Below are 13673 nucleotides of genomic sequence, written 5' to 3'. Positions count from 1 at the left end.
TGCACTTTAGCGGTTTGTTTCAACCTGCCTCAGCGACGTATATAAATATAACAAGTTTTTAGCGTTTCGTCAATCTTTTTTGGGAAATAAAATAAATAAAATTCCATAACTGAACGTTGTTTTAAAAACTTATTCAAAAACCTGTTTTGATTGCAAAAACACGAACTATCCCCTCTTTTATTTACATTTAGTTAGACCTTTTTATACAGTATATTGTTTTTTTATAAATAAAAGTTTCTGTATCTTTTATTTATTGATTAAAAAAGAGTCGTTTTTCATTGAATCCAATGAAAAACGACTCTTTTTTATTTTTTATTTAACTGTTAATCCAATTAGACTCTATGAAACTTGCTCTTCCTGACCCTTGTCTATACCTTGAATAATGAGCTGCATTCTTTTTATAAAACCCTTGATGGTATTCTTCTGCTGGATAAAAAGGTTCAGCAGGTTGAATTTCAGTTAAAATGGGTTGTTTAAAACGACCACTATTTTGCAATGCTTCTTTAGAAGCTTCAGCTAATTGCCTTTGCTCTTCATTGTGATAGAAAATAACAGGACGATAAGATGAACCTCTATCGGCAAATTGTCCACCTGCATCAGTTGGATCTGTTTGCTGCCAATAGATCTCTACTAAATCTTTGTAGCTAAATTTTTCAGGATCAAATGTAATCTGAACCGCTTCTGTATGACCAGTGGTTTCACTACATACTTCTTCATAAGTTGGGTTGACCGTGTGACCACCTGTGTAACCTGAAACAACTGATTCGATACCTGGTTGTGTTTCAAATGGTTTTACCATACACCAGAAACACCCACCTGCAAATGTTGCTTTTTCAAATTTTTGTTCACTCACTATCAATTCCCCCTTTTATTCCTAATGACTAGAGTATAGCACTCAACCTTATTGGTTTACATTATTTTGAATTGCCCTCTTTTAATCTGCTTTACGAATTTCCGTTACGCCACCCATGTACGGAACCAATACATCAGGAATCTTAACTGACCCATCTGCTTGTTGGTAGTTTTCTAAAATAGCCGCTATTGTTCGTCCAACTGCTAATCCTGATCCATTTAGTGTGTGAACGTATTCTAATTTACCTGTTTCTTCATTACGGTAACGTATTTTTGCTCTTCTAGCTTGAAACGCTTCTGTATTTGAGCAAGAGCTGATCTCACGGTACGTTTCTTGTGCAGGGATCCACACTTCTAAGTCGTAGGTTTTTGCAGCAGAGAATCCCATGTCTCCAGTACATAGTGCTAACACACGGTACGGCAAGTTTAGTTTTTGTAAAACTGCTTCAGCATTGTTCGTCATTTTTTCTAATTCATCATAAGAAGTTTCCGGTTTGCTAAATTTCACCATTTCAACTTTATTAAATTGGTGTAGACGTATCAATCCCCGAGTATCTCTACCTGCACTACCTGCTTCTGATCTAAATGAGGGACTTAATGCAGTAAAGTATACTGGAAGTTGCTCCTCTTTTAAAATCTCATTACGGTAGTAGTTCGTCAACGGAACTTCTGCTGTTGGTATCAGTGTTAGATCTGTTCCTTCAATTTGGAATACGTCCTCTTTAAATTTCGGGAACTGGCCTGTACCAAACATTGAATCGCTATTAACTAAATAAGGCGTCATCATTTCTGTATAACCATGTTCACCGGTGTGCAAGTCTAGCATAAAATTATATACTGCTCGTTCTAATCTAGCACCTAGTCCTTTATAGTAGACAAAACGACTTCCAGAAACTTTTGCCCCTCGTTCAAAGTCTAAAATATCTAACTCTTCAGCAATTTCCCAATGCGCTTTTGCTTCAAACGTTACTTCTACAGGCGTTCCCCATTTACGGACTTCAACGTTGTCTGCTTCATCTGCCCCTACTGGCACAGAATCATGTGGTAAATTTGGCAAGCCAGTAGCAATTGTTTCTATTTTCTCATCAATTGCTGCTAATTTCTCATCTAGATCTTTTATTTTTTCTCCAACTTCACGCATTTCTTTTATTTTTTCATCTGCATTCTCTTTGTTGCGTTTTAATGTTGCGATTGCACCAGATACTTCATTACGGTAATTTTTTAATTCTTCTGTTGTCACAATCAAAGAACGTCTTTCACTATCTAAAGTGATGAATTCCTCTAATAGCTCATGTTTAACTCCACGTTCTTCTAACTTTTTAGCCGTTGCATCAAAATCTAATCTTAATTGTTTAATATCTAACATCTTAATCTTCCTTTCTTCTTGTAATTCCTAATCGATTGTACAAAAAAAGCCATTCCGATCCATTATTCATGGGACGAAATGGCCTCAACGTTCGCGGTACCACCCAAATTCAGAAGATTGCCTATGAATCCTCTACTCTTTTCAATCAGATAACGGTCTGGATCCGAAACAATTTTATCAAAAAAGCTGAGTTCATTGTTTACTTCATACGATGGATTCAAAAGATTAAACCATCAGTTTTCACCAACCACTGACTCTCTTTGTGTATTCAATCTATTTTACTAATTCGTATTACTAACGTTCGTGTTCATTCAGTTGCTTACATTCTACCCAATCCCTTTACTTAAGTCAATAAAAAAAAGACTGGAATATTCCCCCAGCCTTTTGATATAAAAGTAATTAAATTTTTAATTAGCGCGCTTTAAAATAAGTCACTAATAAAAGCTTTCACCCAGCGACCCGTTAAAACAAATACATTAGATTTTTCAACAGTTGAAGCAGCTACAACAGTAACTTCTTCTCCTGTATCTCCATTAACGTATCCTAACTCATCGCCTTCACTCATGACTTGCGCGGTTCCTACTTCTGTTCCCTTTTTAATTGGCGCAGTTAAGTTACCCGCTTCATTTAATAAATCTTTTTTGACTTGGACAGTTGCGTTTGTCTTTTCGCTATCCGCACTTGTTGGAACCAATAAAGACACATCCGATTGAACAGCTACCTTTAAAGTATCCTCTTTCCCTTTATCAACGGCTAAAGGCTCTACATCTTCTAACGTTTGGCCTTCTTTAAAGACAGGAACCATATCCCAATTTTCAAATACCCAATCCATTATTTTGTCTGTTTCAGCAAATCGTTTGCTTAAATCTTCTTGTCCATTAGTTGCGTTCATTACGATTGTAATAACACGCATGCCTTCTTCTTCAGCAGTACCTGTCATTGAAGCTCCAGCGAAATCAGTTGTCCCCGTTTTTAATCCATCAACATTCTCACGCTCATAAATCAATCCTGGAAGCATCCAGTTAAAGTTTTGCATTGAAATTTCATCTGATGTACCTTCTCTAAATTTCTTTTCACTAATACTAGAAGTCTTTAACACTTCAGGAAAATCTAACAGTAGACGTTGAGCTACGATCGCCATTTCTCTTGCAGTCATTGAATTTTCACTGTCTTCAGTGCTACCTGGATAAATATTTCCTTGTAAATCAGAATTAGATAAACCAGTTGTGTTGTACAATTCATAATTTGTAACACCCCATGATTCAACTTTTTCATGCATCATATCAACAAATGATTTTTCATCTCCAGCAATATGCTCAGCAAGTGCAATCGTTGCTCCATTTGCTGAATAAATTGCCATTGCTTGGTAAAGTTCTTCTACTGAATATGTATCATCTATTCGTAAAGGAACATTTGATAACTCATAATTTTGGCTGATGTTATGAGCATACTCGCTAATGTTAACTTGATCATCCCATGCCAAGTCGCCATTTTTAATGGTTTCCAGCAAAATATATTCTGTAATCATCTTAGTCATTGAAGCAATGCCTAGTTTTTCATCGCCGTTTTGGTTTAATAATACTTTTCCAGTTGTTGGTTCAATAGCAAACGCTGCTGCTGCCTCTATAGCAGGTTGTTCTATTGTTGCTGCCGATACAGTCGTACTAGCAATTAATGGAGAAAAAGTTCCCAACAATAGCATTGTGACAAATAAGGTACTAATTTTAGTTAATTTCTTCATGATTTTTATTGTCTCCTCAGTCCGTTTGATTTTCTATTTAAGTATTTGTTAAATGATATTCTGTAATAAATGACTACATGCGTTTTCTATGTTAGCGAAATAAACAAAAAAAAACAACCCTCTTTTGTCTAAAATTAATATAAGACGGTTGTTTTTAAAAGGTTTTAGCTAAAATTCCTTTAAATTTAGTCGTTATTTTTTTCAGCTAATTGTTTTAGCGGCAAGTGCATAACAAAGCGAGTTAAATTTCTATCAGAAGAGGCATAAATATATCCTCCATGAAGAGCTACAATACTTTGAGCAATTGCCAAACCTAAACCGGTGCCTCCTGTTTCTTGTGACCGAGACTCTTCCACACGGTAAAAACGATCAAATAATTGGTCCAATGATTTTTGCGGAATAGGCTGTCCATCATTATTTACTGAAACGATCGCTTCTTTTCCAGTTTTTTGGACTTCTATAAATACTTTTTTGCCACCTTTTCCATACTTTAAAGCATTTGAAATTAAATTATTGAACACACGAACTAATTTTTCAGTATCAGCTTCCATTTGGACACTCTCATAAGAAGTAACCACTTCGATTACCATATTCCTTTTTTCTGCTTCCAATTCAAAATCCGCTACCAACTGTTCTAATAATTGCACCATATCAAATTCCGATAGATTTAAAGGCGTAGTGGTTTGACGCACTTTTGTATATTCAAATAAATCTTCTACAAGAACCTTCATTTGTTTCGCTTTCGTGTAGGCAGTATGAGTATATTTCAATAATTCTTCTTCATTTTGATAACGTCTTTCTTCAATCAACCCTAAGTAGCCTATAATAGAAGTTAATGGTGTACGAATGTCGTGACTGACATTCGTGATTAATTCATCTTTAGACTGTTCTATCTGACGTTCATCTTCCATTGCTTGTACTGTGCTATCTACCAAAACATGTATGCTGTCTACTACTTTTTCCATATCTCCACCAAAATCTGTTGTGATACGGTGCTCATAATGGCCTTCTGCGATATAATGCAGCTCACTAATAATATGGTTCAACTGCATCTGTTTGTAGCGTCTTTTTAAACGCCAATAAATTGTTCCTATTGCTACCGTTGTTAAAAAAATGATGAAAAACGGAGTGAGAGAAATAATTTGATTTCCGCGAACGCTAATAATAGCATCTCCAAAAAACCAAAACCCTCTAATAATTTCAGGAGAATCTACAAGCATGCGATTAAAAATAAGAAAAGCAGCATAATACAAAATCAAAATTAATCCAATAGTAATAAATCCTTCAACAATCAACTTACTTTTTTCTTTTCTTGTTAGTTTCAAGTAACTAGTCAACTCCCGTGCTTCATTCTTCTCAAATGGTATTACCGCTCACCAATTTTATACCCTACTCCCCAAACCGTTTGAATCACTTTTTCTCCGCCAGTTGCTTCTTCGATCTTATCTCTTAAATGACTGACATGAACCATAACCGTTTTAGCTGAAACGAGACTTTCTTGCTGCCATACACGTTCAAATATTTCATCTGCACTAAAGACGCGATTTGGATGGCTGGCTAATAAGTATAAAATCCCAAATTCTAAAGCTGTTAACTGAATAAATTCTCCATTAATTGTTCGAACTTCATGCGATTCTTTTTCAATTAACAATGGACCGACCTCAAGTTTATTTTGTTCTTGCGAGTTAGTCATATAATTACTTCTGCGCAATAAAGATTTGATTCTAGCCATCACTTCTAAAGGGTTAAAAGGTTTAGCTACATAATCATCCGCTCCGGTTACCAAGCCTTTAATCTTATCAATATCTGTTGTTTTAGCACTAAGCATAAGAATTGGCAACTGCATCTCTTTGCGGACTTCTTTTACCACTTGATTTCCATCCATATTAGGCATCATCACATCTAGTACCATTAAATCTATATTTTTTATTGTTTTGATTTTTGTTAAGGCTTCTTTTCCGTTATAAGCTTTTTCTACTTCGTATCCTTCATTTTGGATATAAATACTTAACAGCTCTACAATTTCTTTATCGTCATCGACTACTAAAATTTTCATATAATATCCCTCATTTAGACATATTTTTTCCGATTTTACTAATCATATCAGAAAATACTAAAGAATTTATTAAAAGAAGATCAATAAAGTTCTGAATCGAACTTTATTGATCTTCTTTAGTTAACCGTCTATTTATTGAACAGAATAATTTGGCGCTTCATTTGTAATTTGTACATCATGAGGGTGAGATTCGCGTAGACCGGCTCCACTCATTTGAATAAATTGTGTTTCTTCGCGTAATTGCTCTAAGTTTCCTGCTCCAACATATCCCATACCTGAACGTAATCCACCAAGCATTTGGAAGACAATATCAGAAACAGCTCCTTTATAAGCAACACGTCCTTCAATACCTTCTGGAACTAATTTGTTTGCTTCATTTACGCCACCTTGGAAATAACGATCGCTTGAACCTTTTTCCATAGCAGCTAAACTTCCCATACCACGATATGTTTTGAAGCGACGACCTTGGAAAATTTCAAATTCACCAGGAGATTCGTCTGTACCAGCAAGCATGCTACCTAGCATAACAACATGTCCTCCAGCGGCTAATGCTTTTACGATATCTCCAGAATATTTAATTCCACCATCTGCAATGATCGCACGTCCATATTCGCGAGCCACTGCTGCTGAATCATAGATAGCGGTAATTTGCGGGACACCAACTCCAGCAACCACACGTGTTGTACAAATTGATCCAGGACCAATTCCTACTTTAACTACATCCACACCTGCTTCATATAAAGCACGAGTCGCTTCACCTGTTGCTACATTCCCTGCGATTAAGGTAGCTTCTGGGAACTCTTCACGAATTTCTTCAATTTTACGAATAACGCCTGCACTATGACCATGAGCTGTATCAATAACAATTGCATCAGCGCCAGAATCAATTAACGCGTGCGCACGTTCAAACGTGTCACTTGTTACACCAACTGCTGCCGCAACAAGTAAACGACCATGAGAATCTTTTGCAGCATTGGGAAATTCAAGAATTTTCTCAATATCTTTGATGGTTATCAAACCACTAAGACGACCATTTTGATCGACAATTGGTAATTTTTCAATTTTATGCTGTTGTAAAATTTGCTCTGCTTCTTTCAAAGACGTTCCTGTTGGCGCAGTAACTAAGTTTTCTTTTGTCATTACTTCATCAATTTGAATAGAGTAATCCGCTACAAAACGTAAGTCACGGTTTGTTAAAATTCCTACTAGAATACGTTCATCCATAGTATTTACGATTGGTACGCCACTGATGCGGTAACGACTCATTAATTGTTCTGCTTCTGAAACGGAATGGGTGGGAGTTAAAAAGAAAGGATCCAGGATAACGCCGCTCTCAGAACGTTTTACTTTTCTAACTTCATCTGCTTGCTGTTGGATAGTCATATTTTTATGGATGACACCTAAGCCGCCTTGACGTGCCATAGCGATCGCCATTCTTGAGTCTGTTACAGTATCCATACTCGCACTCATGATAGGCACATTCAATTTAATATTTTTAGCTAGTTGAACACTTAAATCTACATCATTTGGTAAAACATGGCTTTCAGCAGGTACTAGCAATACATCATCAAAAGTGAACCCTTTTTTTGCAAATTTTGTTTCCCAGTTAGACATTACAACCATCCGCTCCTTTTTCTCCACTTAATTTGTTCGATAATTTTATCTACAAAAATAACAGAGATAGCGGGCTTAGTCAAGAGTTGAATTGAAAATCCTTCATTACTTCGGTCTTTCCTTCAAGCATATTAGCATACAAAGTGTTATCGATGAAAAAAGCATGAGAAAAAAGCTAAAACCGCCTAAAATTAATTTAGTCGATTTGAGCTTTTAAATTCTTTCCAATTTATACGTTAATCTTAAAATAATCCGCCGCGAATATTTAATTTGCGTTTTGCAAAATATTTGGCCACAAAAGCAAGTGCACCAATAACAATGTTACTTATTGCATTTAAGGGGATATTCACAACTGGAGGAACGACCATCATTGATCCCGTCATGACGATCATTAGAGATAGCATTCCAACAGTGGAGACTAGGATATAGCGGAACATACCACCTTTTTTCGGGTTTTTTCTGTCCGGCATATTTTTTGAGATCCAAAGAATGACTAATCCACCAACAATAAAGTTCAGTAACGTAGTGATCAATCCCAATGATGAACCTTCTACATTATTAAACAAGCCAGAAAGACCTGTTATAATGGAAAACAATCCACCTATCATTAATCCACCATCTAAAGCAATTTTCCAATTCTCAGAAGGTCCTTCTTGAGCTTGAGTTGGTTTTGCAACTATTTTGTCCGCACACTCAGTAACGGTGCCATATAATTGGCGAGCCGTTTCTCCTGATTTTTGGCGTTCAACTAAATTATGAAGCATCTCATTAACTATTTCTTCTTTTTTAGTTTCAGGAACGTTTCTTTCCACTAGAGCTTTATTCAAACTCATCATGTACTGTTCATTCTTTTTTGTTAATTTTTTAATTAATGTGTTGTTTTCTTCTTTTTTTGTCTGAATTGAACTTGCATGTACTTCTTCCATGAATCAATTGCCCCTTTCTAGGCCTTGCTCTTTGAAACTAATGGTTACTTATACATTAAACCTAAATAATAGGATATCTCCGTCTTTAACAACATACTCTTTTCCTTCAGAACGCATACGACCTGCTTCTTTTGCCGCTTGTTCACTTTCGTATTTATCGAAGTCTTCATAAGAGATTGTTTCTGCACGAATAAATCCGCGCTCAAAATCACTATGAATAATTCCAGCCGTTTGAGGAGCTTTCATTCCTTTTTTAAAGGTCCATGCGCGAACTTCTTGAACACCTGCTGTAAAGTACGTTCCCAAACCTAAAAGGTTATATGTTGAACGGATCAATTTATCTAATCCTGATTCTTCAATTCCTAATTCTTCCAAGAATAATTCTTTTTCTTCGTCTTCAAGTTCTGCAATTTCTTCTTCAATTCTCGCACAAATCACAATAACTTCTGCGTTTTCTTCTTCAGCAAATTTGCGTACTTGATTGACAAGCTCATCATTCTCAGTATCCGCTACTTGATCCTCAGAAACATTCGCTACGTATAATACAGGTTTTGTCGTTAATAGAAATAAACTTTTAACGATTTTTTCTTCGTCTTCAGTAAATTCGATTGAACGAGCTGATTTACCTTCTTCTAAAACGGGTTTGATTTTATCCAAAACAGCTAACTCAGCCACAGCTTCTTTATCCTTCGTACGTGCAATTTTCGATACACGAGTATAGCGTTTTTCAACTGACTCTAAATCAGCTAGAACCAACTCTAAATTGATGGTCTCAATATCTGAAATTGGATCAACTTTTCCTTCAACGTGAATAATATTGTCATCTTCAAAACAACGAACAACGTGGCAAATAGCATCTACTTGGCGAATGTTAGCTAAGAATTTATTTCCTAGCCCTTCCCCTTTGCTTGCTCCTTTTACGATTCCGGCAATATCTGTAAATTCAAAAGTAGTAGGAACAGTTTTCTTTGGTGATACTAATTCTGTCAAGCGTGTCAAACGGTAATCAGGAACTTCTACAACTCCCACGTTCGGGTCAATAGTTGCAAATGGATAATTTGCAGCTTCTGCTCCAGCTTTTGTAATGGCGTTAAATAAGGTTGATTTACCTACATTTGGTAAACCTACGATTCCAGCTGTTAATGGCATGTTTAAATTCACTCTTTCTCTTTTAATAGTTTTGTTGTTAATTTTGTTCTGCTTTTTCTAAAACTTTTTTCATTTTCTTTTCAAAATCTCTTCTTGGCATCATGACCATATGTCCGCATTGTGTGCATTTAATGCGAATGTCCATACCCATTCTAATGATCTGCCAACGGTTTGCCCCGCAAGGATGAGGTTTTTTCATTTCAACAATATCATTCAAATCGTAATTTTTTTCCATCGTTAATCTCCTATGCGTTTATTCATCATCAAATTGAATCTCTAGAATATCTAAAATACGCGTCAAATCATCAGTAGAAAGGTATTCAATTTCAATTTTCCCTTTTTGATTTTTTTCATTTATAGAGACACTGGTGCCAAATTTATCCATTAACCGTTCTTCGCTTTCACGAATATAGTAAGGTTTTTTGACTTCTTTTTTTGGCTGTTCAATTTCTTCTTTAGACTGGTTCATCTTGTTCACTAATTGTTCTAATTGACGAACCGTTAAATGTTCTTTGACCACTCGTTTAGCTAATTTTGAGATTTGTTTTTTGTCTTTTAAGCCTAACAATGTTCTTGCTTGACCCATTGAGATTTCTTCTTTTTGGAGCATCTCTTTAACAGCATCTGGCAGCCCTAATAAACGCAAATAATTGGCGATATATGGTCGGCTTTTACCTAACCGTGTAGCTACTTCTTCTTGAGTCAATTTTAATTTTTTCATCATCATTTCATACGCTTCTGCTTCTTCTAAAGAGGTTAGATCTTCCCTTTGTAGATTTTCCAGAACCGCAACTTCCATCATCTTTTCTTCATCAAATTCACGAATAATGGCTGGTATTGTTTCTTTTCCGGCTAGTTTAGAAGCTCTAAAACGACGTTCTCCAGCTATGATTTCATAGCCTTTTATTTTAGATTCACGAAGAATAATTGGTTGGAAGACACCCGATACTTTAATAGATTCTGCTAATTCGTTTAAAGCTGTTTCATCAAATGTTTTTCTCGGTTGGTAAGGATTTGGTCTGATATCGGTTAAGGGTATTTTCTGAACTTGTTCATTAGCTGCATTGATATTTGAAAGCTCTGCATAGTCTCCAAAAAGAGCGTCGATTCCTCTTCCCAACCCTTTGCTATTTTTATTAGCCATTTGCTAGCACTTCCTTCGCTAATTCAAGATAGACTTCTGCTCCTCTAGAACGTGCATCGTAATCAATGATTGACAATCCGTGACTTGGAGCCTCAGATAAACGAATATTGCGTGGAATAATCGTTTTATAAACTCTTTCTCGGAAGTATTTTTTCACTTCATCGACTACTTCATACCCTAAATTCGTACGTGCATCCAACATTGTCAATAAGACACCTTCAATTTTCAATTCAGGATTAAAATGTTTTTGGACCAGGCGAACGGTATTTAACAATTGGCTTAATCCTTCTAGAGCGTAATATTCACATTGAACTGGAATCAAAATAGAGTCACTTGCGGTAAATGCATTAATGGTCAAATGACCTAATGATGGCGGGCAGTCGATCAAAATATAATCATAGTCATCTCTTACTTTTTCTAAAGCTTGTTTCAATCTAGACTCTCTAGCCATTTGCGAAGTTAATTCAATTTCTGCACCTGCTAATTGAATTGTAGCTGGGACGACCCACAAATTCTCTCTTGAAGAAGGCAGGACGACATCTTTAACAAGTGTTTCGTTTACTAAAATATCATAAATGTCTTTTTCAACATCTGACTTGCGTACGCCTAAACCACTTGTTGCATTTCCTTGTGCATCAATATCGACTAATAATATTTTTTTACCAAAATATGCTAAACAAGCACCTAAGTTGACTGTCGTCGTTGTTTTACCAACTCCGCCTTTTTGATTTGCGACTGATATAATTCGTGCCATCCTATTTCCTCCATCTGTGTTTAATATCCCCTAGTAACTTTCTTGAAACTGATTTAAGTGCAACAAGCAAAAATAGGAGAAAAATTACATTATGCGTATTTTTCTCCTACGCATTTGTTCAAAATGAATTTTTTCATTTATCGCTCTTTATTTACTTATTTTTTTAATTTCAATTGTGATACGGTATACATCTTCTAGGTCCTCTTCTATTGCTTCTAAAGGCATGCCTGTTTCTTTTATTAGTTCAACTGATTTATTGATGGTATTTAAAGCCAATCGAAGATCCTTGGAAATTTTTCTAACTCGTCTTTTCGGCTGCTCTTGAGTATTGTTTTTCTCTGCTACTTTTTGCTTTACTAAACGCTCTGTTTCCTTAACGGTTAGTTTTTTTTCAATAATAACACTTAATAATTCAGTCTGTTCCTCATGCGATAAGGCTAATACGCTGCGACCATGTCGTTCTGTGATCGTTCTGTTAAGCAAAGCTTCTTTTAAAGGTTCTGCTAACTTTAGCAACCGTAATTTATTGGCTATGAAAGATTGGCTTTTCCCAATGCGTTGCGCTAAAGCTTCTTGTGTCAACTCATTTAATGCCATCAAACCTTGATAAGCTTCAGCTTCTTCAATAGCTGTCAATTCTTCTCTTTGTAGATTTTCAATCAACGCAACCGAAGCTGTTTCGTTATCTGTCATCTCTTGAACAATGGCTGGTACTTCTTTCCATTCCAAAAGTTGCATCGCACGAAAACGGCGTTCCCCTGCAACAATTTCATACTTATCTTCTTCATATTTTCTAAGAATGATGGGCTGGATCAATCCGTGAATATGAATTGTACGAGCTAATTCATCCAACTTTTCTTCATTAAAAACTTTTCTAGGCTGAAAACGATTAGGAACAATCTGTTGTACAGCAATTTCTTGAACATGTTTTTGTTTTTTTAACACTTCTAACAAAACATCTTCTCCGTTTTCAGTTTTCTTTTTAGACTTTCCTGAACCAAATAAATCAGACAACGCCATTCTTTTTCTCTCCCTCAGTCCTATATGTCCTTTGATTCTATTGTATCAAAAAACGCTCTTATTGAGTAGTTGAATCCGAATAGAAACTGTCTGATAAGTAGCGGTTTCTACTATAATGGATTCTTATTTGGTGTTCCCGGTTTTCTTGGATATTTTTTTGGTGATTCTTTCTTTTTATCGATTAAAACGATATGTCGTTCCCCAGCTTCACGTGGCAGTTCAAAAACAAACTCTTCACGAAACTTTCCGCCCAATGTAGCAATTGCTTTTTGTCCTTCAGCCATTTCTTCTTTGGTATTACTTGCTTTTAGAGCAATAAAAAGCCCATCTTTTTTAACTAATGGCAAACACAATTCAGATAAAACACTCATACGTGCAACGGCTCTAGCCGTTACAAAATCAAATGATTCACGAAATTGTTTATTTTGACCAAATGTTTCAGCACGGTCATGATAAAAATGAACGCCATCTAATTCTAGTGTTTGCGCTAATAATGTTAGAAATTGAATTCTTTTATTTAATGAATCAACTATAGTGACTTCTAATTGTGGGAAAATGATTTTTAGGGGGATGCTTGGAAACCCGGCACCTGCACCTACATCACATAGGCTTTGGACCCCTTTAGTAAAATCCACATATAGTCCAGCTGTAATCGAATCATAGAAATGTTTTAAATACACTTCTTCTTTTTGGGTAATTGCAGTCAAATTAATTTTTTCGTTCCATTCTTGCAACAGTTTAAGGTATTGATCGAATTGTTCCATTTGCTTCTCAGTAACCACTAATCCCTTATCTTCAAGGGCTTTTTTAAACTCTTCTGGATTCATTAACTCAACTCCTTTTTACTAACGTGAAACACTATTTGTTTCACAAATCCATCGTTTTAACTGTATAACAAATTGACTGGAAGTGCAATGCTTTAAAGCATTTTTTCCGCTATATAAATAGATTAAATTTTATAACATCCGGCTTTAAATGAGAATTAGATAAAATGAATTAAAATTAAATGATAGAAATTGTTGACATTGTCTTGTAAGCTTGTTAGAATATT

The 13673-nt window shown here is 35.6% G+C and carries 13 protein-coding genes and 1 other annotated feature; all 13 genes read right to left on the bottom strand.

The genetic code is table 11. From position 1 onward, the window contains the following. Positions 1–316 precede the first annotated feature (316 nt). Positions 317–853, bottom strand: coding sequence for a peptide-methionine (S)-S-oxide reductase MsrA (msrA, locus tag ABS911_RS07325; protein WP_350467032.1), 537 nt, complete (start codon positions 851–853; stop codon positions 317–319). A gap of 81 nt (positions 854–934) precedes the next feature. Beyond that, positions 935–2218: a serine--tRNA ligase gene (gene serS / locus ABS911_RS07320; RefSeq protein ID WP_350467031.1), complete on the bottom strand. Its 1284-nt coding sequence runs from the start codon at positions 2216–2218 to the stop codon at positions 935–937. 66 nt (positions 2219–2284) lie between these two features. Continuing rightward, positions 2285–2522 (bottom strand) — a binding site (T-box leader). A gap of 117 nt (positions 2523–2639) precedes the next feature. Next, positions 2640–3959 (bottom strand): serine hydrolase, encoded by a 1320-nt coding sequence (locus tag ABS911_RS07315; RefSeq protein WP_350467030.1) that lies wholly within the window; start codon positions 3957–3959, stop codon positions 2640–2642. Positions 3960–4144: 185 nt separating this feature from the next. Continuing rightward, complete coding sequence (locus tag ABS911_RS07310) at positions 4145–5326, bottom strand: sensor histidine kinase (protein WP_502880513.1); 1182 nt, start codon at positions 5324–5326, stop codon at positions 4145–4147. Beyond that, complete coding sequence (gene croR, locus ABS911_RS07305) at positions 5326–6015, bottom strand: response regulator transcription factor CroR (RefSeq protein WP_013712079.1); 690 nt, start codon at positions 6013–6015, stop codon at positions 5326–5328. The genes ABS911_RS07310 and croR overlap by 1 nt, the downstream gene beginning before the upstream one ends. Positions 6016–6147: 132 nt before the next feature. After that, positions 6148–7629, bottom strand: a complete 1482-nt coding sequence (guaB, locus tag ABS911_RS07300) for an IMP dehydrogenase (protein WP_350451267.1) — start codon at positions 7627–7629, stop codon at positions 6148–6150. Between the two features lie 242 nt (positions 7630–7871). Continuing rightward, complete coding sequence (locus tag ABS911_RS07295) at positions 7872–8555, bottom strand: DUF1129 domain-containing protein (protein ID WP_350467028.1); 684 nt, start codon at positions 8553–8555, stop codon at positions 7872–7874. A gap of 48 nt (positions 8556–8603) precedes the next feature. Then, positions 8604–9704 (bottom strand): redox-regulated ATPase YchF, encoded by a 1101-nt coding sequence (gene ychF / locus ABS911_RS07290; RefSeq protein ID WP_350467027.1) that lies wholly within the window; start codon positions 9702–9704, stop codon positions 8604–8606. Positions 9705–9741: 37 nt separating this feature from the next. After that, the gene (locus tag ABS911_RS07285; protein WP_350467026.1) at positions 9742–9939 is read right to left on the bottom strand and encodes a DUF951 domain-containing protein; all 198 of its coding nucleotides are present in this window, start codon (positions 9937–9939) and stop codon (positions 9742–9744) included. Between the two features lie 18 nt (positions 9940–9957). Beyond that, positions 9958–10848, bottom strand: a complete 891-nt coding sequence (locus tag ABS911_RS07280) for a ParB/RepB/Spo0J family partition protein (protein ID WP_350467025.1) — start codon at positions 10846–10848, stop codon at positions 9958–9960. Then, positions 10841–11602 carry a ParA family protein gene (locus ABS911_RS07275; protein ID WP_350467024.1) on the bottom strand — a complete coding sequence of 254 codons (762 nt, stop codon included), beginning with the start codon at positions 11600–11602 and terminating at the stop codon, positions 10841–10843. The genes ABS911_RS07280 and ABS911_RS07275 overlap by 8 nt, the downstream gene beginning before the upstream one ends. A gap of 147 nt (positions 11603–11749) precedes the next feature. Further along, on the bottom strand, positions 11750–12622 hold the full coding sequence (noc, locus tag ABS911_RS07270) for a nucleoid occlusion protein (RefSeq protein WP_350467023.1): 873 nt from the start codon (positions 12620–12622) through the stop codon (positions 11750–11752). A 110-nt stretch (positions 12623–12732) separates the two neighbouring features. Next, complete coding sequence (gene rsmG / locus ABS911_RS07265; protein WP_350467022.1) at positions 12733–13449, bottom strand: 16S rRNA (guanine(527)-N(7))-methyltransferase RsmG; 717 nt, start codon at positions 13447–13449, stop codon at positions 12733–12735. Positions 13450–13673: the final 224 nt, after the last annotated feature.

This window comes from Carnobacterium sp. (assembly GCF_040274425.1).
This window is presented reverse-complemented; position numbering and strand designations above follow the sequence as displayed.